Consider the following 22,304-nt stretch of genomic DNA (forward strand, 5'->3'; position numbering starts at 1 on the left):
AAAAAAATATTTTATAATAGTGTTGCGGAATTAAGGAAAATCAAAAGAAGACTGATTTCTTTTAATGCGTAACAGAGTTGATTTGACAGTTGGTGGTGGCAAGAAACTTTCAGGACTTACCTCATAGACAAGTTTCAAATCAAAAAAAGTATGATAGAAAACAGTATATGGATTATAGAGCTTACTCGAAAACAACTTTTGAGCAGGTTCTAACTGAAGGACAATGGAACCTCCGAGAAAATTTTCAACACTCTCAAACATCAGAATTTTGAATATATCGGAAGTAATTCCATAAGGAATGTTTGACACCACCTTGAAAGGAAACTTGGGAACTGCAAAATTCCTAAAATCACAACCGACAATTTGAACATTGCGGGCATCAGAAAATAATTTTCGTAAATATTCAACCAAAGCTGTGTCGTTTTCAATAGCTACGACAATGTTGGCGATTTTTAATAAATGGACAGTGAGAAATCCCTTGCCTGCCCCAATATCCAAAACCGTATCCTGACTATTTATATTTGCTTGTTTTATTGCATCTTCTATTAGCACTTTATCAATGGTAAAGTGCTGACCCGTGAAACGAACGGGCAATTTCTTTTTTGTCATTAATTACTTCTTACAGGTTAATACTTGTCGGTTTTCTCCCCTTTCTTTATTATAGGATAGGTTACACTATCTGCATCGACAACGATTTTTCCTCCGTTCGCCGCCAAAGCACGGGCAAGATGAACCTTGTTCAATGTTATTACCAAGAGAACGAGTCCTCCGATTATAAAAACAATGGCAGTACTCGTAGGGCCAAGTATTCGGGTACTGCCTATTCTTATACCGAATGGATAAACGAGCGGCACGACAACCATACCGACTGATACAGCCAACATTGTAATGTTATCCTTGATAGGAGAGGCTGGAGCATAATTAAACGTTTTCATAATTCAAAAAAAATGTAGAGTTAATAAATATTTTTTAATAAAGTATCACCATTTTATATAAGTCCAAGGGCTTTTGGTATCTGTCAGTAAATCTTCTGCCAATCCAATCATGTTGGTAGTTCCCATCGACAAAGTACGACCAAGAACATAACTATAAGCATAGTCTTTCCAATTGGTATAAACTTCTTTGGTCATCTCGTAAGCGGCATTGATACACTGCATACATTCTTCTTTTACAATGTACTCTTGCTCAAGGCAAAGTCTGCTGATAAAGTTTAATCTTCCTGCATCCCACGCAAGTACTCCGAGTTTGCCCATTTCTTCTTTGGATACGACAATTCCAGCTTGTTCAATGTCCGGATATTTTTCCTCCATCGTTTCCAACTTTTCCAAACAGTCATTTCGGAAATCGGTGTGTTCTTTCAATTCTTCATTTTCATTAAGCCACTTCCTGCTTATATTACCCCCTCCTTGAAGAAAAGCCGTATAAGCATAGTGAAACATTGTTTGCGAGGGAGCTTGCGACAACCAATTCAAAGTTTCGATGGCACTATCCCTATCCGTTATACCAAAGTATTCACCTAAAATAACTTTACGAACAGAGGGAGTTACGCCAGTTTCGAATGTGTTCAATACACCTTGTTGTTGATATACATACAGATTGCCAAGACTTATCTTGCGTAAATCCGCTTCTGGCAAATGTGAATTTTCATCCACATTCAAACCATCCTGAAAGAAACTCTGCAATTTTGCAAGTCTTCCCCAAAGAGATGTCATGTCCATAGTACTATGTTTGTCTTTCCAGCTCCTTAAGACCTTTTATTATTAAACCACGAAGCGTGGAACTGCAATGCCACGTCTTTGTTGAAGGTCGTAGGAAAAACCTAATGAGCAGATGTAGTAATAGCAGCCCACGCTATAGCGTGAGAACCACTATGCCATCCTTGCTCATTTTGAAAATTTCCTACGTTTTCAACAACAAGATAAGCATAACGCTTCTTTCTTTTCTAATATGTCTTGGACGGAGTTTCCCTAATCCAACCACAAAGGTAGTGAAAAGTTGTGATAATCACTTATGTTGCAATAGATTTATTTGCTCGCTGTATAAAATTGGAGCTTTACAGTTTCATACCCCTGCTTTTCCTTTGCTGCTGTATAGGTTGCCGTATGTTCTGCCTTAACTTCTCGAACTGTTCCTTGAACCACTCGGCAATGGGCTTTCGGTCAATGGCAAGAACCAACCTCGTCCCGTCCGTGGGGTCTTTCAGCACTTGAAACCCAGCCTTTTCGGTCGTGAATTTCCGTCCGTGTTCCTCCGAGTAGAGTTCCCCCGCATACTCCAACGTCTTTCCCTTGACGAGCGTTGCGGTCTGCCTTTCATCGAATCCCACAAGGCGGCACAGGTTTTCGATACGGAGCATTTCACGCAGGTAGGGAAACCATGCCGCCGCCTTTGCGATTACCGTTTTCAGAAACGATATTTCCTGCTTGTGCCTTGTGTCCTTGTCCGCTATCTCCCTGCCGTGCTTTTGCTGCATTTCCCGTATCTCCCGGCTGTGGTCTGCCTGCATGGTCTGTATTCTGTCTTGCAGGGCTTCGATGGTTTCCTCGTGGTCGGCTACCTCCCTATGCAGGGCGGTGTTCTCCCTTTCCAACGTCTTGACCTTGTTACTGCCAAAAAGAGAACCGACACTCTCGGCAATGTTGGCGGCTGCAGCAGTTGCCGCCCCTTTCAGCTTCTCGGTCTGTATCTCTTTTTTCGCCTGCCTTAATTCCTCCTGCGCCGTTTCTTTCTGCTGCTGCAAATCCACCACCTCCGCTTTCAGACTGTCGGCGAGTTTCTGTATATCCCGATAATACTGCTGCGTGGACTTGTGGCGAGCTTTCGAGCCGTCTATGCCCCTTTGCAGCCCGTATTTCGCCATCGCTTCGGCATAGGTATCTTGGTAGGACTTCAATTTCAGCCGTGTCATAATATCGTCTGCGCACAGTCTCACGGTGTCGGTCGGCTTCTTGCGGTATCGCTTCTTCGTCTGCTCCTCCCGTTTCCTGCGCTTTCGCTCTCCCTTGACGATGGGGACGAGTGTGACGTGTATGTGCGGCGTTTCCTCGTCCCTGTGCAAGTGAGCCGCCACGATGTTCTCCTTTCCGAACGTGTCGGCGAAGTATTTCAGATTGTCGGCGCACCACTCGTCCAAACGCCCCTCTTCCTCTATCCGCTTCATGTCCTCGTGCGTTCCCGATACGTTGATGCGGATAGCCCGTACTTGGTTGCTTCCGATTTTGCGTGTCAGCCCAGCTTCTTCTAATCTCTGCTGTATAGCCGCCGAACGGTCTTTCACCCCGTTGGGGTATTCGATGAGCCTGCGGTTTAGGTGCGTGCGTGTGGGGTCGGCGTTCTTCGGTATGATGAAACGCTCGATATGTGCGGTCGTTCCGCTGTCGCTGCCGTGCGCCTTTTCCATGTGTAAAACTACGAAACCCATATATTCCTTTCTTTTCTGGCTTGTGAAACAATAAATCTGACTATCTTTGAGGGCGGCGAAATGCCGTCCCCGATGGGGTGTGCAGAGGGGCTTGCCCCTTGCCTTATTGGGGAATTTTCAGCGATACGTAGTATTGCGGCTCGGAAAATTCCCTAATAAGCTACGGTATTTTCTCCGTAAATACCCTGCGGCGTGCCGTCTGCCTGCCTTTCGGCTATGGCTGTCCCTGCCGTCTGCTTACCCATATAACCCCACCTTATTTTTCCCCTTTCGGTCGGTGGGTGGCGGGGCGGTCGTTTTCGTTTTCAAAGGCTCTTTTGCATGGGGCGGTCGGATACAAGGTTTTCCCGATAAATACACTCGCAGCGAAGCGAGAGGAAGATTTATCGGGAAACGGCGCAGCCGCCCGACCTTTTAGCCGACGGAAAGCCCCGTGCTTGCTTTGCCTTTGTAAACGGAAATGATTGCTCCGCTTTCTTCTGAAAAGAGAAATAGACCCTGCAATATATATCACCATAGTGATAGGTTTGCATGTTGGCATGTTGGCATGCTGGTACGTTTGCATGTTGCTATGTTGGTATATCATCACGCTTTCCAACGGCTGTTGGGCTTGCCGTCCGAAACAACCGACACGAACACCGTCGTTTTTTCTTTTCGCACGTGCATAATCCTTTCCAGCAATGCCTTGCGGACTTTCGCCGCCCCGAACGATTCGACACGGAAAGCGAGGGCGGCTATCGTTTCGAGGTTGTAAACCTCCGCGCTGTATCTGTCCGATATGCGGATAATGCGCTTTATGTCATATATACTCAAAACTCCGCTTTTGCAGAGTGCCTTTATCCCTGCCCGAACCGTCGGGGCGATAACCCCGAACAGTTCGCAGATTTCCCACTCGGTCATGGCGGTTGCACCTATATCGCTCGGCAGGGAGATATTGCCCCGCTCGTCCATCGTGATAATGTTCCTTTCTTCTTTCATCGGTATTCTGCTTTTAATTAGATGGCTCGGCAGATATTCTTCTCCATGTCCTCCAACTTGTGCGACAAGGTTTCCATGTCTTGGCTTATCTTCTGGGCGGTGATTTTGGCGTAAATTTGGGTGGTTTTTATGTTCGTGTGTCCCAAAAGGCGGCTTACGGTTTCGATGGGTACGCCGTGCGACAAAAGCACGGTCGTGGCGTTCGTGTGTCTTGCGACATGATAGGTCAAACGTACCTTGAAGCCACATTGCCTGCCTATCTCTTTGAGTATCTTGTTGCAGCTTCCGTTACTCGGAACGGGGAAAACATGACCGTCCCGAGCCAGTCCCTTGTACTTCTCGATGATACGCTTGGGAACATCCAAAAGGCGGATGTTCGATTCGGTGTTGGTTTTCTTTCTTCGGGTGATTATCCAAAGATTGCCGTCGAAGAAGGTTTGCAGGCGGTCGGCGGTGAGGTTCTTCACGTCCGAATACGCCAGACCCGTGAACACGGAAAAGACGAACAAGTCCCGTACAAGCTCGTGGGTGGCGTTCTTCATCGGTGCGTCCATGAGCGTCTGTATCTCCGTTCGGGTGAGGTAGCCCCTGTCCACGCTTTCGGGAGAGTTGATATATCCGGCAAAGGGATTAAAGGGCAAACGTCCGTCGTTCCTCGCAATGGAAACGATGTGTTTCAACACAATCATGTAGCCCCACACGGTATTGGTACGGCATTTCTTCTCCGTGCGCAAAAAATACTCGAAATCGTTGATGAATGTGAGGTTGAGTTCCTTTAACGGAATATCCTCACGCTTGTAGCTGTGGGGCAGGAACTCCCGAATATGGTTACAGACCGTCCGGTAACGGGTAAATGTACCTTGCGCCCTGCTGTGTCCGACTTTCTTCTCAAACTCGGCGTTGTGCTGCTCAAACAGCTTCAGCAAAGTTTCCTGCTTGACGCCGATACCGAGATAGGCGTCTTTGAGTTTGGCGGCGGTTACATAACCGTCCGTCTGCATCAGTTCTTGATAGCGGCGGTTTACCTCCACACGGATTTTATCTACCGCAAGGTTGATTCTCTGTGCTTCGACGCTCTTGCCCGAAGCACGGCTGTTCTTCACGTCCCACAACCGTGGGGGAACATCCATTTTGCAACTGAACTGTTTAATCTCGCCGTCCACCGTGATACGGCACATCAGAGGCAGGTTGCCGTTCGGCTTCTCGCTGCCTTTCTTCACGTAAAATAATACCTTGAATGTACTACGCATAACTCACTCCTTTTTTGGTTACAAAATTAGTTATTAGTGAGTTACCGACAGCTATGTAAATCGATGCAAAACGCAGAAACAGAACCGTTTAGCAAGAAATCTGCACCCGTTACGGGAGTAACGAGGTGGTAACTGAACTTCTGCACCGTTTGGCTTCGAGGTGGTATTTCGTTGGCTCTGTCCCATAGAAAAACAAAGCGTAACGAACGCTCTATCAGCTAATTCGCTACGCTCTGCCCAAATTTACTTTTTCGCTATGTGTTTATTTTATGCATTTGCAAAATGGATACTGTTGTCGGGGATAATATCCTTAGTACGCTACTTCAGAGATGCGTAATCCATTTCAAATGTAGTGTAATGGTCAAGATCAATCGATATATGACGAGAAATGTGTGACTGGTTGTGAATGACTATCGGACGTCCAAACTTATGTGTGGCAATATCAACTATAAGACTTAACTATACTATATTGGGGAGATATAATCCATAGTCAATACTACTAATAGGATTAAACATCTCAACCGTAACTTTAAAAGAGTCTATTTTCTCATTTGAGTATATTAAAAAATTAATGTTTTTTATATGAAATAAAAATTGTCTATTAACATTTTATCTCACTCTTAAGTCAGATTTGAAACACCCGGTGAAATACTATCGTTTTTGATTGGATTATGGACTGATTTCAGCTTTTGATAGAATAATTCTTTCCGAAATTTCATTTTAATCTTGTAACTTTGGACTTCAGATTATATTTATAGAAAGTATTGCGTAAAAAACGACGTGTATCGTCCTTTATAGAATAACGAGAATATGATGGAATATACCTTTGAAGTGTGTGCCAATTCAGTAGAGAGTTGTATTGCGGCGCAGGAAGGCGGAGCGCAACGGGTAGAGCTGTGTGCCGGAATGCCTGAAGGAGGAACGACGCCTTCTTACGGGGAAATCCGGATGGCGCGCCGTTATACGGACCTTCGTCTGCATGTCATTATCCGTCCTCGCGGCGGAGATTTTCTGTATTCTCCTTTAGAGCTGGAAATCATGGAAGAAGATATCCGTAGGGCACGTGAGGCAGGAGCCGATGGAGTGGTGTTTGGATGTCTTACAGCTGATGGCGCTATAGACCGTAAGGCTATGGAGCGACTGATGTCGGCAGCCGAAGGATTATCGGTCACTTTTCACCGTGCCTTTGATTATGTGGTCCATCCACAGAAGGCTTTGGAGGAGCTGATAGCTTTGGGAGTAGACCGTGTGCTGACTTCCGGACAACAACCTACTGCTTTGCAGGGAGCGGACTTGTTGCGCGAACTGGTGCAGCAGGCTGAAGATCGGATTGTGGTGATGCCCGGTTGCGGTGTGAATGAACAGAATATTCAGGAACTGGCGCGACGAACCGGAGCCTGTGAGTTTCACTTTTCGGCACGAGAGCCTTTGGAAAGCCTGATGCAGGTTCGCAATCCGGCTTTGTCTATGGGTGGAAAAGGGCAGGACGAATATCTTCGTGAGGTGACTACGGCAGCCCGTGTGCGTCGTACTATTGCCGCATTAACCCGATAATATCCTAATAAATTAGGATTGCCGTGCTTTTGTTTTTTCTGTTACTTTGCACTCAGAAAAACAAGAACGAAACAAATCAATGAAGAAAGGACATAAGACATTAAGACCATTTTGCACCTTTGCTGCAACTCTTGCTGCCGGTTCTTTGGCAGCTGCTTCCCATACAGAGGCGATACCAGTTTCAGAAACAACAGCTCCGGTAGCGGCTGTGGCAGATACAGCCAAACTGATGGATATCGAAGAACTGGTGATTATCGCCACCCCGAAAGAGAACAACCGATTAAGACAACAGTCGCTTTCGTCTACCTCGCTTTCACAGCAGGATATGCGGAACAACGGCGTGAACTCGGTGAAAGCACTTACCGGACTGGTGCCTAATCTGTTTATTCCGGATTACGGCTCCAAACTGACCACCTCGGTTTATGTGCGTGGTATCGGTTCGCGTATCAACACACCGGCGGTAGGATTGTATGTGGACAACATTCCTTTCATTGACAAGTCGGCGTTCGATTTCAACTACTCGGATATTGAGCGGGTGGATGTGTTGCGCGGACCGCAGGGAACACTTTACGGACGCAACACGATGGGTGGACTGATCCGTATCTATACCAAGTCGCCGTTCACCTATCAGGGTACAGACCTCACTTTGAGTGCTGCTACCTATAATAATTATAAGGCTTCTGTGAGCCACTATCATCGCATTTCCGATCAGTTTGCCTTTTCGGCCAATCTGTTCTATGAGCATAAGGGCGGTTCCTTCGAGAATATAGCGCGCAATAACAGCAAGATCGACAAGGGGGATGAGTTCGGAGGTCGTTTCCGTGCCATCTATCTGCCGAAGGAGAATCTGAAGCTGGACTTCACCTTGAATTATGAGTTTACCGATCAGGGCGGTTATCCTTATGCGTACACCGGACTGGTGAGTGGGGAAGAGGACCGTAAGGACTATATCGGCAAGATCGCCTACAACCACGAAAGCGGATACAAACGTAACCTGTTGAATGGTGGATTGAACCTGGAGCATCAGGCTGATAATTTCATCCTCAGCAGTGTGACAGGATTTCAGTATCTGAAAGACCAGATGGATCTGGACCAGGATTTCACGGAGCAGGACATCTACACCATGATTCAGAAGCAGAACTCCAAGACTATCAGTGAGGAATTGGTATTCAAATCCAAGCCCGGTCATCGCTGGCAGTGGACTACCGGAGTGAGCGGATTTTACCAGTGGCTCGATACCGAAGCACCGGTGACTTTCCGCGAGGACGGACTGGCATGGCTGAACGGTATGGTAAACGGTATGGCCAACAAATATATGCCGCCAATCAGCATGGGACCGATGACCATGAACTTTGTGTTCAGTGATATCATCAATGGACAGACTCTGCCGATAGAGGGCAAGTTCAGCACTCCGGTCTGGAACGGAGCCGTGTTCCATCAGTCCACCTTTAACGACCTGTTCGGAGCCAAAGGACTTTCGCTCACGGTGGGTATGCGCTTAGATTACGAGCATTTGAACCTGAACTACAATACCGGTTGTGGATATACGCATACTTATGCGCTCTCCGGAAAACTGACTCCGGGCAACAAAGAAATTACGATGGTACCGGCGCAGACTTTTGAGAAAAGCATCTATTATCAGGGCGAGTTGAATCACGGTTATTTGCAGTGGTTGCCGAAGGTGGCCTTGAAATATGATTTCAACAGTCAGAATAATATCTATGCCACTGTTTCCAAGGGATACCGTTCGGGAGGTTATAACATTCAGATGTTTTCGGATATCTTACAGGGCGACATGCAGAGCATGAACATGAAGGATGTGGCCGATGTGACAATCAAGGCACTGGATAAGGCACCGATGGTATCGGATGAGGTGAAGCAGCAGGTGGCCGGCATTCTGAACCGCTTGTCGCAGTCGGTAGAAACAGATGTGCAGAAGGCTACCTTGTATAAACCGGAATATTCCTGGAACTATGAGGTGGGTGCACATACAACCTTGTTCAACGGCAAGGTGCAGGCTGATGTAGCCGCCTATTACATGGATACCCGCAACCAGCAGATTTCCCGTTTTGCGCAGAGCGGACTGGGACGTACTACGGTGAATGCCGGTAAGAGCCGCAGTGTGGGTGCTGAGGCTGCTGTTGTGGCACGCATTACCGATGCCTTTACACTGAATGGAAACTACGGATATACGCACGCTACCTTTACCGACTATGTGACCAATGACAAGAGCGGAAATGAGGTGAGCTACAACGGAAAATATGTTCCTTTCGTGCCGATGCATACCTTTGGAGCCGGAGCACAGTATGTGTTTGCCCTGAAGCACTGCAACTGGCTGGACAATATTACCGTGAATGCCAATTACCGTGGTGCTGGACGCATCTACTGGACCGAGCAGAACAACGTGAGCCAGTCAGTTTACGGAACCTTGAACGGACGCATCAGTCTGAACAAAGGTAACGGACAGATTGGTCTGTGGATCAACAATGCCCTGAATACCAAGTACCAGACCATCTATTTCGAGACGATGAGTCGCGGATTTGAGCAGCAGGGACGCCCGATGCAGATCGGTGTGGATGTGCGTTGCCGCTTCTAAATGATTAAAACAAGAACAGATTATGGAGAAACTGAAAGAAATTCTCCTCCACGACCGATTTGCAGCCGAGGCAGGAGTGGAATTGATTGAAGTGCGTGAGGGATATGCCAAAGCCCGCATGCAGGTTATTGAAAAGCATCTGAATGCCGGAGGTGTATGTCAGGGTGGTGCCCTGTTTACGTTGGCCGATCTGGCCTTTGCCGCTGTGGCGAACAGCCGCCGGCAACTCACCCTGTCGCTGAATGCACAGATTACTTTTCTGAGTGCTGTGGCCCGCGGATGGGTGTACGCTGAGGCCGAAGAGGTCTTTTCGCATGCCCGGGTGCCTTTCATCGAGGTGCGGATTACCGACGAAGAAGGCAAGCTGGTAGCCGTGCTCACCAGTTCGGGCTATCGCAAAAAGGAGAATCTGTTTTGAGAATAAAGGAACGGGACTTTTCCGGGGAAACCTTATTCAGTTTCCCGGAGAAGTCCCGTTTGAATCATCATGTCACGATAACAGATGGCTTTTTGTTCCAGTTTCATGGGATAGGCTCTTGAGCTTGAGGGCATCCGGTAGAGGCGGAGTGGCCGGTCGCGGTGCGTGAAACTGATGTATTGCCCCACAGCTGGCATCTGCGTTTGCCCGAAATAGTTGCAGATCGTTTCGGTGGCTTTTTCACCGGTAGTCACAATCGTATGGCATTCCGGTATCTGTCGCAACAGAAGGTCCAGATCCGTGGGTTGTACCACCTCCAGAAATTTGTCCGATGCATTGTCCTTCAGGCGGCGCACGGCGCAGGCCGTGTCATAGAGTGCGATGCCGCGCTGCAGCAGGAAGCGGATGATTTTCTCCTTGTCAAAGGTCTTTTCTTCGGTTTTGACAAACTCATTCCGGTCGCCGTAGAAGATATGTCCCATGATTCGCCACATGTCATTGATCCAGTTCGGGTAATAAAATTCCATGCACCAGCGTTTTTTCTGAGGCGGGAAGCTGCCCAGCATCAGCAGTTGCGCGTGAGCCGGGAGGAAAGGTTCCAGAGGATGTTCTTCTACCTCCGGCAGGATGATTTTTTTCTGCGTATCGGTCATAAAAGAATGATTAAGTTACTGATTTATGAATATGGAAAAAGATGAAATAAAGATTCGCCGGTGCTCCCGGGAAGAGGCGCCGCAGATTATCCGTCTCGTGCAGGAAGTCTGGCAGCAGGTGTCTGACAAATCCTGGTTTGCTGTGGACGAGGACGGTTATCTCGATACCGTATGCCGTGATGAGCATACACTGCTTTGGGGGGCTTTTTGCGGAGAGCGTCTGGCTGCCGTTCTGATTGTTGTGTTGCCTGTAACCGACCGCTATCTGGATGCCTGGTTGCCCGATTCCATGCTTCCGGTGGCCTATATGGACATCGTGGCTGTAAGTCCGGATTTCCGGGGGCATCGTTTGCAGCAGCGGCTGATGCAGGGAGCAGAACCCGAACTGAGAAAGCAAGGTATTGACTATCTGCAGTGCACGGTTCATCCCGACAATATCTATTCCCGGAACAACATCCGGACTTTGGGATATGAGGAACTGGCCGAGGTGTCACTCTATGGCGGTCATCCGCGCGTGGTGCTGGGCAAACGGCTTTAGACTACTTGTCGCGATACTCCTTGCGCTTGATGAAATTCAGTCCCACGTAGAAGTTCAGGGTGCCGAATGTGTTGTTTGTAAACAGGTTGGTGTGCTTGAAATTGAACGTATGCACGATGAGCGACATGCCGGCAAAGTATTTCGTGTTGTTCCACACCACTCCCATACGTCCTGTGCAGTTGATGTGAAAGTTATTCCGGTTGAAATGTTTGAACAGCAATTCTTCGTTGGCTTCTGCTGCCGCATTCAAGGTGGTATGCCCATAGTTATGTGTATAACCGATGGCCGGAGTGAGCGAGATGTTGAACAGGCAGTTCTTCTTGAAAACCCAGTTATAGCCATATCCGGCCGAGAAGCTCAGATTCCAGTATTTGGTCTGCTTGAATTTCAGGTCATTGCTGATCGGAATGTTGTTGGGCAGTTCCTTATAGTCAAAATTCAGTTCGTGCAGATCAAAGGAGAAGCCGGCTTTCCATGTGCCGCAGCTTTTCTTCTGTACGGTACTCTGGGCATACGCTGCCGGATAGGAAAAGCGCTTGTGGTTGAAGATATAGTAGGCATTGATGCCTGCCGTGTAGCTTCGCACACCGTTAAAGTGTTCTCCCTCCAGCTGTTCCACATTCTGGTCAAAGCCGCTCAGGCGGCGCAGTTTGAAGTCATCGCCCGTGCGGCGGTAAATCAGGTCGCACATCAGCATGGACGAATAAAGACTCAACTCAAATTCCGTTTTGGTGGATTTGCGTCCTTTGCCCAACGAATTCACATCAAAGGTATATCCAAAGAAAAGCCAGCGCCAGCCCAGATAAGGACCAATCTTGATGCCCGGTTTTGGGGAGAAGGTGATGCTTTGCGAAGCCCGTGTATCTTTTATGGTGTAACTTTCAAAGGCATTGGTGTTCTGGAGCATCACCGCCCAGTTGTATTTGTTAGGCTGGATGTATGTGGTATCGGTTTCGTTGAATGCCCGGATAAAGCGCTTGATGAAATTTTCTTTGGGACGGCGGAGTGTGTCCTGATATACCGGCATACCGCTGTTCCGACTGCCGTCAGACAGCCGGACTGAATCCTCTGGCAGAGATACTTGTGCCATAGTAGAGGAGACACAGACCAGAAGTGCGGATAACCCGAGCAGTAGTCTTTTCATTTAGAATTTGTTCAATATTTTATCCATAACCCAGTTTACCGGAGTGGCGCTGATGCTGTCGCAGGTGCAGATGCTTTTCTTTTGCAGGTGCTCCACCACGTTCTGGATCAGCGGTAGCTGCACATGGTCCGGATTGGGGATGACGAACTCCTTCCGTCCTTCTTCCGTATGCAGAGCTATCGGCTCATAAGTAAACACTGAGAAACTGATTTGTCCTTTATCGCCGACAATCTCGATGCGGTCGGTTTTGGCCGATTCATGTGCTACGAAACACCACGAACCCGAGCCGGGAATGCCGTTGGCAAACTGGAAGCAGCCGCTCACCGTGTCTTCGGTGGTATAAAGTCCGCCCCGATTGGTGCAATATCCCTGAGCCTTGAGAATCGGGCCGAAAAATTCCTGAAGCAGGTCAAGCTGATGCGGTGCCAGATCATAGAAATAGCCTCCGCCGGCAATGTCGCGCTGCACGCGCCACGGCAGATTCTGACTGTTATAGTCCAGGTCGCGTGGAGGCACGGCAAAGCGGATGTGTATGTTCAACACCTTACCGATGGTATTTTGCGCCAGAAGCTCCTTTACTTTCAGAAAATAAGGCAGATAGCGGCGGTAGTAGGCCACGAAACAAGGCACTCCCGTTTCCTCTGAGATGCGGTTGATGCGGGCACAGTCCTGATAGCTGGCAGCCAATGGCTTTTCCACATAGACCGGTTTGCCCGCCTTCATGGCCATGATGGCGAAGGTGGCATGTGAGGAGGGTGGAGTGGCGATGTAGATAGCGTTTACTTCCGGATCGTCAATCAGTTCCTGAGCATCGGTATACCATTTTTTAATGTGATGGCGTTCGGCATACGAGCGCGCACGCTCCTTGTTTCGGCTCATGACCGCTTCGATACGGGAGCCCGGTATGATGTTGAAGGCGGGTCCGCTTTTCTTTTCGGTCACCTCGCCGCAACCGATGAACCCCCATTTGATGATGATTTCTTCGTCCATAAGTATCTTTTTGTTTGGATAATCAAAAATAGCCCTTCAGGCTTTAGTCTTTCTACACAAAATTAGTTTTTATTTTGGAAAAAAGAAAGCTTCCGTGTTTTTTTATGGCCGTCAGATGTAAACACCTTCGAAATAAGAATAATTTTGTTTGCATTTGCTTTTTTCGTCTTGTCTTTCCTGCTTCTGTATCGGATTTTTTGGGTATATTTGCCTCGTATTAACCGAATGAAGTTATGGAAGAGAAGAAAGATGTTGATCTGAGTTTTTATAAGGTGAGGAGCTATTCGTCATGCCTGATAAAAGGATTCAAGCTTTTCGCCGACAATCTGTGGACCATTCTGAAGAGTACCTGGACCTCGATTCTGCTGTTTGCCCTCTGTGTGGCTGTGTGCAGTTTTCTGTATCGTCCGCTCGCCCGTCTGGTGTTTACTTTTGCCGATCCTTCCAGTCTGCCTTATTTCCCGCAGATGCTGTTTGGAATTCTGCTGGTATTCCTGTTCGTTGTAGCCACACTGGCTTCGGCATTCTTTGGCGGTCAGCTCACGGTGCTGGTGCGTAATTATGTGCAGACCGGACATTTGCAATATACCGGAAAAGGCCGTCTGGTAAAGGCCGCCATGGAGCCTTCGGGCAAGCTGTTGGCTTTTGACTTTATCTTCTTGATTAAAGTGGCCGTACTTTCCGGAGTGTTTCATTATTTTGTAGGCTTTGCTTGGTGGAGCTGGTTCTGGGATGTGTTGCTGATATTGGCCGTATTCATTCCTTACACCGCTTTTGTGGTATCTCACATTCTGGATCCTAAGGCCTGCAAATTCAGCCTCACCTCCATTAAGGACCTTTATAAGAGTTGGGGTGCTTGGTCGGCAGTCTTCTTTGTCAGCGGACTGTTCTGTGCGCTTTGTGCGGTATTTTTCAGCATGCCTTCGTTCGTGTTGCTCTTTGCCCGTTCCGAGTCTTTCTTTATGGAGTTGGGCGGTGATTTGACCGATTTGCCGGCAGCTTTTAATGTGATGCAGCTGCTCATTGTGTTCCTGTCATCTGCATTGAGTCTGTTCCTTTTCACAACCATGTATTTTTCCCTGCTGTTTATGTACGGCTCTCTGGAGAAGAAAAAAGAAGAGATTGCTCTTTATGAGCAGGAGCAACAGCGCCTGATGCAGGCATAAAGACGATAAAGATTTTTAAAGCCGCTTCCATTCTGCGTGTCAGAGTGGAAGCGGCTTTTCTATAAAATCATCCTGATGACTTCTGAAAATGATTGAGATGTTTTTCGGAAATCATCAGGATGATTTATTTGTTTGTTCACAAAAATATTGAGGGGCGAATTTTTCAATTCTTTTTATGGCTTTCTCCGTGCAGTTTCCAGTGCCTGGCTATGATAAGCAGGCGCATGAGGAAACCTCCGGAAGGAGAGGCTTTCCGAGCGCCTGTAGCACGTTTTTCGGCTGTTGGGAACAGCTGTTTCCGACAAGCCGTCTTTGTTTCTGAAAGCCTTGACGGTGCAGGCATCAGTTATAGAAATTCCAGGAGAGTCCGAACCGGATTACCATCGGGTTGATCGGGTAATGCGGTGCCCAGAAAGCGTTTCCGTTCATGGAAGAGTTGATGTGGCTTCCCATGATATAGAAACGGAAGTGCTTCAGAAGCAGGTTGGCATAGACGTTGCAGATCGGGTAGTTACCGATGGATACATACGAATTGCGGTCCTGGTTTACAAACTGGCCGATGGCCGGAGAATAGTCCGGAGCATTGTATTTGGTGAAATAACGCACATCACCACCTAATTCCAGATTCAGCACCTTGGCTATCTTGAATTTGATATACAGATTGCTGTATAGGGTCAGGTCGGGCAGCGGCAGGGCTGTGGCGTTGCTGGACTTCTGATACGCAATTTCGTTTTCCCAGTTGAAAATGCCGAAGCGGAAGTTCTGGTTCAGGATGGCACTGAACACCTGAATGTTTCCGGTATATTGGTTGACCACCGTGTTGTGGCTGTATCCGGCTATCTCGAAGTTCTGCGTATATGGAGTCTTTTCCATGGCAAAGTAGGTGTAGTTCTTGATGTTTTCTACACCGATGCGCAGGGTAGTACCCGACTTCTTCGATTGTAGGGTTCCTTCCAGACGGGTGCGAAATTCATAACTCAGGTCGTTGTTCCACCATGTGAACTGCGACTGGTAGTGGCGGTAGTAGAACGAAGGGTTCAGATTCTTCATGTAGGCGTGGGCCGACAGGGTTATGGTATCCTTGAAAAGGCGGAAGTTCAGATCGGCAGTACCGTCGATATTGAACTGGCCTACATCCTCACCCAGCAGGACAACATCTCCCACAGCCTGGTAATGAAGTACTTTTCCTTCCTTTTTGCTGAGCACACCGCCCACCGACACATTGTTTTCCGTGTAGCTTTGTCGGTTCAGTCCGTTGGCCCCCATGCTGAGAGGCAACTTGAAGGTGCGCAGCTCGTGGGTTGCAAAAGCCGTCAGTCCAGCCTTGGCCCATTTGTTGAAGCCTTCACGCAGGGCAATGCCCAGAGTGTTCTTTACAGACAGTTCATCGAAGAGGTCTTTCACCTGATTCTGGTCGCCATAGTAATGGTTGGTATAATAAAAATCAGGAGTTTCGTAGCTGTAGTAACCATGCATGCCGTGGCGCACCTTCAGCGTATGGATAAAGCTGGTCACGGGCACAAAACGTGTGGGGAGCGCCAGATCGGCCATGTATTGCTGATACAGTGAGTCGCGCACCTGCTGGCGGAGCAGAGAATCATTGGCAATCCGCACGCGCAGCACGCTGTCTTTCAGAGATTTGAACAGAGTACTGTCGGCAGGTGTCAGTTTGGCAATGGAGTCCTCTGAAATCAGGGCCTTGTCAAAGCCCAGATTGTAACGGTGCGTCAGGAAATAAGTCTGGTCGTCATTACGGTTCCAGGTCTGTGCCAGCACCGTAGGGATATCTTTCGAGCGGAACGACTGGCTGAAGCTTTCCGGATTGGTAATATACGCATCATCGTCGATACCGCCGTTTTCGCCCATCTTGATGTGGTTGGAACTGATCCAGGCATGCATGTTATAGCGGTCGCCCAGATAGTAACCGTAAAGAGAACCGTTGAAGAGCGAAGTGGCCTGATTGTTGTAGAATCCGCGTCCGTAGGCATAGTCCAGCAGGAATCCGATGCCCGAAATCTTGTTGATGTTCGTGGCAAAGTAAGCGCGCACGCGGTCTTCACCGTCCTGCGTATTGCCGGCGCGGTGATAGGACAGGTTGGTAAACGGGCTCTTGGTGTTGGTAAACATAAACTCGTTTACGTGGGTATAGAAATAGCTATAGGGTTCCATGAAGAACGTTTCCGAAAAAACGCTCCGGTCCATGAAGAGTCTGTTCAGGCGCGGAGAGCCCAGGTTACCCAAAACATTGTAGGAACCGCTCATGCCGTCTGTATTGTTGAAGTTCTGGAAGCGGTACATCACCGTGTCGGCTTCCGTAGGGATGACATCGCCGAACCGCTCGTCAATCCGCCACATATTTAGTCCGATGGGAATGGGCTTGTCGCTTTTGGTGGTGTCGCGTCCCCATGAAAAGTGGTTGCTGCCGCCTTGATCCATTCTTCCGGATTCTTGGTTGTATTCCTGATTTTGCAGACTGAAATTGTCAATCTGAGCCCGTCCGATGGCCGGGATAAGGAATAAGACTAGTAGTGCTAGAATATATTGCTTCATAATGGGTGCAAAGATAGCAATAAATTAAAAAAGAGCATGTTTCTGTATTCAAAAACATGCTCTTTTTTCCGGGAAATATCGTCTTATTTCACTTGATAAATAATCTCCATTCCTTTGCGCAGGGCGGCCTCGTTGACCGGAATCAGCTTGTGATGGCGTTCCGGCAGGGTTTTCCGGAGGGCGAGCAGCACATTGTCCAGCTCAGCCAGCGGATGAATCTTGAGCAGTCCTCCCAGCACAATCATGTTGAATGCCTTGGCATTCTGCATCTCGGCAGCAGCTTCCATGGCCTCGATACGATAGATGGAAATATCGGTACGGGTGGGGGGAGTGGTGATGCCGTAGCTGTCATAAATCAGGGTTCCGCCCGGTTTGATCTGCTGTTCGAAACGGTCCAGCGAAGGCTGGTTCAGGATGATGGCCGTGTCGTAAGTGCTCAGGATCGGTGAGGAGATGCGGTCTTCGCTCACGATGATGGTCACGTTGGCCGTACCGCCGCGCTGTTCAGGACCATACGACGGCATCCAGGAAACTTCCTTGCCTTCCATCAGGGCAGCGTATGCCAGAATCTTTCCCATAGACAAAACACCCTGACCGCCGAATCCGGCTATAATAATTTCTTCTTTCATAATGGTCTAACTGTTTATTCCAGGTTTGTACTGTCTTTCAGGTCGCCCAAAGGGTATGACTTGAACATGTTCTCTTCCATCCAAAGGTTGGCTTTCTCGGGCGACATCTTCCAGCCGGCGTTACAGGTAGATACGATTTCCACCAGGCTGGAACCTTGGCCGTGCAGACTGTTCTCGAAGGCTTTCCGGATGGCTTTCTTGGCTTTGCGGATAGCGGCCACACTGTGTACCGACTGGCGTGTCACGTAGGATGTGCCCTCCAGAGTGCTGGCAATCTGGGTGATGTTCAGCGGATAACCGTGGATGTCAGCCTCGCGTCCGTAAGGACAAGTGGCTGTCTTCATGCCCATGAGCGTAGTCGGTGCCATCTGTCCGCCGGTCATACCATAGATGGCGTTGTTGATGAAGATGATGGCAATGTGCTCTCCGCGGTTCAGGGCGTGGATGGTCTCGGCCGTACCGATGCAAGCCAGGTCGCCGTCGCCCTGATAAGTAAATACCAGACGGTCGGGCCACAGGCGCTTGATGGCGGTGGCCAGGGCCGGGGCACGTCCGTGGGCAGCCTCTACCCAGTCCACATCAATATAGTTGTAGGCAAAGACGGCGCAGCCCACCGGTGAGATGGCCACTGTCTTTTCTTCCATGCCCATTTCCTCTATGATTTCTGCTACAAGCTTGTGCACCACTCCGTGACTGCAGCCCGGGCAATAGTGCATGGGGTTATCGTTCAGCAGCTTGGGCTTGCTATAAACCAGATTTTCCGGTTTTATGATTTCATTTTCAGTCATAGTCATTTTATTTAGAACATGAAACGTATGAAGAATTCAATGACTTTGAGAATCATTCCTCCTCCTACAATCCCCAGACCGATCCAGCGGTTCTCGGGTATGGCAAAGTAGCAAACCAGTCCCACTACGGCTGCAATCAGAAACAGCGCGTTGAGCACTTGGCGTATTTGGTCTGTTGAAGGCCCTTTGCGGTGCTTTCTTGCCTGGCTGGCCGATTCTTCAACAAGTTTTTCTATTTCTTCGCGGTTCATCTGATCCTTCTTTTTACTTGGTGATTAGTTCTTTTTTCAGGGCTTCGACCACCTCTTCCGGAGTAGGGACAATACCGCCCATGCGTCCGTAATAGGCCACCGGAGTGTTTCCGGCCACTGCCAGACGGATATCCTCGATCATTTGTCCGGCATTGATTTCAAAGCTGAGCATACCCTTGACGCGCTTGCTCAGTTCGTGAATCTCTTTGGTGGGGAACGGCCACAGGGTTATGGGTCGGAGCAAACCGACCTTCAGTCCTTCTTCGCGGCACAGCTCAATCACTTTCTGGGCAATGCGGGAAGCGGAGCCAAAAGCGATAATCACATATTCGGCATCATCGCAGAGAATCTCCTCATAGCGCACTTCCTTCTCACGGATTTCCTGATATTTGGCCTGCAAATGCAGATTCTTTTCTTCCATGTGGTGCGGCTCCAGTTCCAGAGATGTCAGAATATTCGGTGCGCGGTGTTGCTTTTTGCCCATAGCGGCCCACGGGCATTCCTTTTCGAGTTCTTCCTCGGTGCGGCGTGGCTTGAATGGAGGCAAAACCACCTTTTCCATCATCTGACCGATCACACCGTCACTCAGAATCATGGCCGGATTGCGGTATTTGAAAGCCAAATCAAAAGCCAGGTCCACAAAATCGGCCATTTCCTGAACCGATGCCGGAGCCAGTACAATGACATTGTAGTCACCGTTACCGCCGCCGCGTGTTGCCTGAAAATAGTCCGACTGACTGGGCTGGATGGTTCCCAGACCCGGGCCTCCGCGCTGCACGTTCACAATCAGACCCGGAATTTCCGCGCCGGCCATATAAGAGATACCTTCCTGCATCAGGGCCACACCGGGGCTGGAGGATGAAGTCATGACTTTCTTTCCGGCAGCTCCACCGCCATAAACCATGTTGATGGAAGCTACTTCACTTTCGGCCTGCAAGACCACCATACCGGTTGTTTTCCAAGGCTCTTCGGCTGCCAGCGTTTCCAGAACTTCAGACTGAGGGGTGATCGGATAACCGAAATACCCGTCACATCCGCATCGGATGGCAGCGTGGGCAATGGCTTCATTGCCTTTCATTAAAACTATTTCTTCCTTTGCCATACTCTTAGATCTCTTTCTTTTTATAAACCGTTATACATCCGTCCGGACAGACAATGGCGCATGATGCACATCCGTTGCAGACATTGTCGATTGTCTGTTGGGCAAATCGATAACCTTTCTTATTGACTTCTTTTTCGGCCAGTGCCAGCAAGTTCAGCGGGCAGGCTACCACGCACAGGTTGCATCCCTTGCAGCGGTCGCGGTCAATAACAATTGCACCTCTTATTTTTGCCATAAATATTTGTTTTAGTCGTTTGGTTCTTTCTTAAATCAAGGGTTATATAAGTCTTTATGATAAAAGTTGAGAATGTCCAGAATCATGGTGCGTGCTTCGCGTGCCGGGCTTTCCGGATTCACGGCCACGGCTTCCGAATAGCAATTGATGGCCTGCTGCCAGTTCTGTTGCTTGCGGTAGGCATTTCCCAACAGGTAGTAGAGTTCGTCTGCCGGATGCGTCCCGGCATGAAGCAGTTCCTGAATCCGCTGCATGACTTCCTCAATCTGCCCTTCCTGTAATAATCTTTTGCATTCGGTGATTTCGTTCATAAATTCTACTTTTAATACTTAGTACAAAGATACTCTCATATTCGCCAATTGTGTTCTATTTGATGGAATTTAAACGAATATTAATTTAAAAAAATAAAAAATTATGGTTTATATATATGCTAATCTGTTGATTTATAGTATGTAATAAAAATGCCTCTATTTAGTTTTACTTGCAACTATCTGTTTGTGTCACTTCGATTCGGATTGCTCATTTCCAAGCAAAATGTGCTAAAAAAACAGACGACAGAAAACTTGTCGCATGCTTTTCTGTCGTCTGTTATGAGGATTGAATAAAAAGTGTTTATTCTGTAATCAGTTCGGTTGCCTGATTCTGTTTCTTTACTTCCTTTTCAAATTCTTCGCGGGCCTGCTTGAAGATGCTTTCCACGCGGTCGATTGTCTTTCTGCGGAACTTTCCGGAAATTGGATAAAGCTTGGTACCGGCCTTGTTGATGGCCTCCTTGTCGCTGATCCATTCTTCGGCTTTATAGGTTTCGCCATTGTGTCCGTCCATGTCTTCGCGGTAGTAGTAGCTGATCTGTGTGATGACCATTTTGCACTTACCGTCGGAGCAGGTCACGCTCAGCATGTAGTTAAAGCGGGTGCGGTCCAGATAGAGAATCTTTTTCTTGAAAACAAGCCATTCCTCAAAACGGGCGATAATGATACCGTTGGCAGGGTCTTCTTCTGTAATACGGGTGCGTGACAGCTGGTTTTCTTCCTGCGTCATTCTCTTCACGAAATCGCTCATCACCTGATAAATCTCACTTTGACTCTTGTCTTTTACGGCAAATGTCTGCTGAAAGACAATCTGTCCGTTTACTTCGGGTACAGCGCCGGCCAGATATTTCGAGTCATCGTTGTTGGCAAAAGCAAACAGTGGCAGGCACAGCAATAAGGTTAATAATAACTGTTTCATATTCGGTTTTCTTTAGTTTCTCTGCAAATTTAAACAAAACGGCAATATAATTTATATGTGTCCTGTATGTTTTATTCAAATTAACTACTTTTTTACACTGTATGTTCATTCAGAAAGTTCATCAGGGCGCTTTTGTAACTTTCTGAAACCGGAATACGTGTTTTACCAAAGACAATGACACCCCGTTCCAGAGTTTTTACTTTTACGGTCTGTACGATATACGAGCGGTGCACGCGCATGAAGCGGGGAGAAGGCAGCCGCTCTTCCATGGATTTCATGCTCGCCAGGGTAATAATCGGGCGTGCTTCGTTTTCGAGATAAATCTTCAGATAGTCCTTCAGTCCTTCTATATAAAGAATGTCCTTCAGGGCGATTTGAATCAGTTTGTAGTCTGATTTCACATAGATGAAATCATTGTCAGTAGCTTCCTTTTCCGGGCCGGAGTTCTTCATTTGAAACCATTCCAACGCTTTCTTCACAGCCTCCATAAAGTCGGTATAGCTGAATGGTTTGAGCAGATAGTCCAAGGCGTTGGCCCGGAATCCGTCCAGGGCATACTGCTGAAAGGCTGTGGTGAAGATGATGCGCACACGGTTCGGGAGCATTCTTGAAAATTCAAGTCCGTTGAGGTCCGGCATCTGTATGTCCAGGAAAATGATGTCTATCTGGTTCCAGTCTACCTTCGACAATGCTTCTACGGCACTGCTGTATTTTCCTTCCTGAATCAGGAAGGGAGTTTTCTGGATATAGGATTCCAACAAGTCCAGAGCCAACGGTTCGTCGTCAATGATTACACAATGAAGTTCCATAA

22 protein-coding genes and 1 pseudogene are annotated in these 22,304 nt (G+C 48.0%); 6 read left to right on the top strand and 17 right to left on the bottom strand.

Annotation, left to right across the window (positions count from 1 at the left end; all coding sequences use genetic code 11):
• Window positions 1–36 precede the first annotated feature (36 nt).
• Window positions 37–609: pseudogene (locus tag DXA74_RS10990) on the bottom strand (rRNA adenine N-6-methyltransferase family protein); the annotation flags it as partial.
• 119 nt (window positions 610–728) lie between these two features.
• On the opposite strand from DXA74_RS10990, the gene DXA74_RS16460 reads away from it, so the two are divergent.
• On the top strand, window positions 729–872 hold the full coding sequence (locus tag DXA74_RS16460; protein WP_181987188.1) for a hypothetical protein: 144 nt from the start codon (window positions 729–731) through the stop codon (window positions 870–872).
• A 108-nt stretch (window positions 873–980) separates the two neighbouring features.
• Here DXA74_RS16460 and DXA74_RS11000 read toward each other — a convergent pair whose 3' ends face one another.
• The 4 genes from DXA74_RS11000 to DXA74_RS11020 form a co-directional block, all read right to left on the bottom strand.
• A complete protein-coding gene (locus tag DXA74_RS11000; protein ID WP_008144975.1) occupies window positions 981–1,718 on the bottom strand; it encodes a DUF1266 domain-containing protein in 738 nt (245 codons plus the stop codon).
• Between the two features lie 335 nt (window positions 1,719–2,053).
• Entirely contained in the window at window positions 2,054–3,421 is a 1,368-nt protein-coding gene (gene mobV, locus DXA74_RS11005; protein ID WP_054858168.1) for a MobV family relaxase, read from the bottom strand.
• A 585-nt stretch (window positions 3,422–4,006) separates the two neighbouring features.
• Entirely contained in the window at window positions 4,007–4,399 is a 393-nt protein-coding gene (locus DXA74_RS11015) for a hypothetical protein (RefSeq protein ID WP_039848164.1), read from the bottom strand.
• A gap of 17 nt (window positions 4,400–4,416) precedes the next feature.
• Window positions 4,417–5,649, bottom strand: a complete 1,233-nt coding sequence (locus DXA74_RS11020; RefSeq protein WP_054856192.1) for a site-specific integrase — start codon at window positions 5,647–5,649, stop codon at window positions 4,417–4,419.
• Between the two features lie 810 nt (window positions 5,650–6,459).
• Between DXA74_RS11020 and DXA74_RS11025 the strand changes: the two genes are divergently transcribed.
• The 3 genes from DXA74_RS11025 to DXA74_RS11035 all read left to right on the top strand — a co-directional run bounded on the left by DXA74_RS11025 (window position 6,460) and on the right by DXA74_RS11035 (window position 10,217).
• Complete coding sequence (locus DXA74_RS11025) at window positions 6,460–7,203, top strand: copper homeostasis protein CutC (RefSeq protein ID WP_118527556.1); 744 nt, start codon at window positions 6,460–6,462, stop codon at window positions 7,201–7,203.
• 79 nt (window positions 7,204–7,282) lie between these two features.
• Window positions 7,283–9,799 carry a TonB-dependent receptor gene (locus tag DXA74_RS11030; protein ID WP_118527558.1) on the top strand — a complete coding sequence of 839 codons (2,517 nt, stop codon included), beginning with the start codon at window positions 7,283–7,285 and terminating at the stop codon, window positions 9,797–9,799.
• A 22-nt stretch (window positions 9,800–9,821) separates the two neighbouring features.
• Complete coding sequence (locus DXA74_RS11035; RefSeq protein ID WP_118527560.1) at window positions 9,822–10,217, top strand: PaaI family thioesterase; 396 nt, start codon at window positions 9,822–9,824, stop codon at window positions 10,215–10,217.
• A gap of 32 nt (window positions 10,218–10,249) precedes the next feature.
• On the opposite strand, the gene DXA74_RS11040 is transcribed toward DXA74_RS11035, so the two are convergent.
• Window positions 10,250–10,870 (bottom strand): uracil-DNA glycosylase family protein, encoded by a 621-nt coding sequence (locus DXA74_RS11040; RefSeq protein ID WP_118527562.1) that lies wholly within the window; start codon window positions 10,868–10,870, stop codon window positions 10,250–10,252.
• A 25-nt stretch (window positions 10,871–10,895) separates the two neighbouring features.
• On the opposite strand from DXA74_RS11040, the gene DXA74_RS11045 reads away from it, so the two are divergent.
• Window positions 10,896–11,408 carry a GNAT family N-acetyltransferase gene (locus DXA74_RS11045; protein WP_118527564.1) on the top strand — a complete coding sequence of 171 codons (513 nt, stop codon included), beginning with the start codon at window positions 10,896–10,898 and terminating at the stop codon, window positions 11,406–11,408.
• Between the two features lies 1 nt (window position 11,409).
• Here DXA74_RS11045 and DXA74_RS11050 read toward each other — a convergent pair whose 3' ends face one another.
• Together DXA74_RS11050 and DXA74_RS11055 are read right to left on the bottom strand one after the other, a co-directional pair.
• A complete protein-coding gene (locus DXA74_RS11050) occupies window positions 11,410–12,552 on the bottom strand; it encodes a DUF4421 domain-containing protein (protein ID WP_118527566.1) in 1,143 nt (380 codons plus the stop codon).
• Window positions 12,553–13,542 carry a Gfo/Idh/MocA family protein gene (locus DXA74_RS11055; RefSeq protein ID WP_118527568.1) on the bottom strand — a complete coding sequence of 330 codons (990 nt, stop codon included), beginning with the start codon at window positions 13,540–13,542 and terminating at the stop codon, window positions 12,553–12,555.
• 233 nt (window positions 13,543–13,775) lie between these two features.
• Here DXA74_RS11055 and DXA74_RS11060 point away from each other — a divergent pair, with 233 nt between their 5' ends.
• Entirely contained in the window at window positions 13,776–14,708 is a 933-nt protein-coding gene (locus DXA74_RS11060) for a hypothetical protein (protein WP_118527570.1), read from the top strand.
• Window positions 14,709–15,050: 342 nt separating this feature from the next.
• On the opposite strand, the gene DXA74_RS11065 is transcribed toward DXA74_RS11060, so the two are convergent.
• From DXA74_RS11065 to DXA74_RS11105, 9 genes are all read right to left on the bottom strand, one after another.
• Window positions 15,051–17,258, bottom strand: a complete 2,208-nt coding sequence (locus DXA74_RS11065) for a putative porin (RefSeq protein ID WP_199666156.1) — start codon at window positions 17,256–17,258, stop codon at window positions 15,051–15,053.
• Window positions 17,259–17,341: 83 nt separating this feature from the next.
• Window positions 17,342–17,887 (bottom strand): 2-oxoacid:acceptor oxidoreductase family protein, encoded by a 546-nt coding sequence (locus DXA74_RS11070; protein ID WP_118527574.1) that lies wholly within the window; start codon window positions 17,885–17,887, stop codon window positions 17,342–17,344.
• 14 nt (window positions 17,888–17,901) lie between these two features.
• The gene (locus DXA74_RS11075) at window positions 17,902–18,675 is read right to left on the bottom strand and encodes a thiamine pyrophosphate-dependent enzyme (protein WP_118527576.1); all 774 of its coding nucleotides are present in this window, start codon (window positions 18,673–18,675) and stop codon (window positions 17,902–17,904) included.
• Window positions 18,676–18,686: 11 nt separating this feature from the next.
• Window positions 18,687–18,926, bottom strand: a complete 240-nt coding sequence (locus DXA74_RS11080; RefSeq protein WP_118527578.1) for a hypothetical protein — start codon at window positions 18,924–18,926, stop codon at window positions 18,687–18,689.
• Between the two features lie 13 nt (window positions 18,927–18,939).
• Window positions 18,940–20,028 carry a 3-methyl-2-oxobutanoate dehydrogenase subunit VorB gene (locus tag DXA74_RS11085; protein WP_118527580.1) on the bottom strand — a complete coding sequence of 363 codons (1,089 nt, stop codon included), beginning with the start codon at window positions 20,026–20,028 and terminating at the stop codon, window positions 18,940–18,942.
• A 4-nt stretch (window positions 20,029–20,032) separates the two neighbouring features.
• Window positions 20,033–20,263, bottom strand: a complete 231-nt coding sequence (locus DXA74_RS11090; RefSeq protein ID WP_118527582.1) for a ferredoxin family protein — start codon at window positions 20,261–20,263, stop codon at window positions 20,033–20,035.
• A 35-nt stretch (window positions 20,264–20,298) separates the two neighbouring features.
• Window positions 20,299–20,517, bottom strand: coding sequence for a tetratricopeptide repeat protein (locus tag DXA74_RS11095; RefSeq protein ID WP_233550521.1), 219 nt, complete (start codon window positions 20,515–20,517; stop codon window positions 20,299–20,301).
• Between the two features lie 358 nt (window positions 20,518–20,875).
• On the bottom strand, window positions 20,876–21,493 hold the full coding sequence (locus DXA74_RS11100) for a DUF4468 domain-containing protein (RefSeq protein WP_233550519.1): 618 nt from the start codon (window positions 21,491–21,493) through the stop codon (window positions 20,876–20,878).
• A 92-nt stretch (window positions 21,494–21,585) separates the two neighbouring features.
• Window positions 21,586–22,302 (bottom strand): LytTR family DNA-binding domain-containing protein, encoded by a 717-nt coding sequence (locus tag DXA74_RS11105; RefSeq protein WP_118527586.1) that lies wholly within the window; start codon window positions 22,300–22,302, stop codon window positions 21,586–21,588.
• Window positions 22,303–22,304 lie beyond the last annotated feature (2 nt).

It is taken from the genome of Bacteroides sp. OF04-15BH (assembly GCF_003477995.1).
Lineage (GTDB): Bacteria > Bacteroidota > Bacteroidia > Bacteroidales > Bacteroidaceae > Paraprevotella.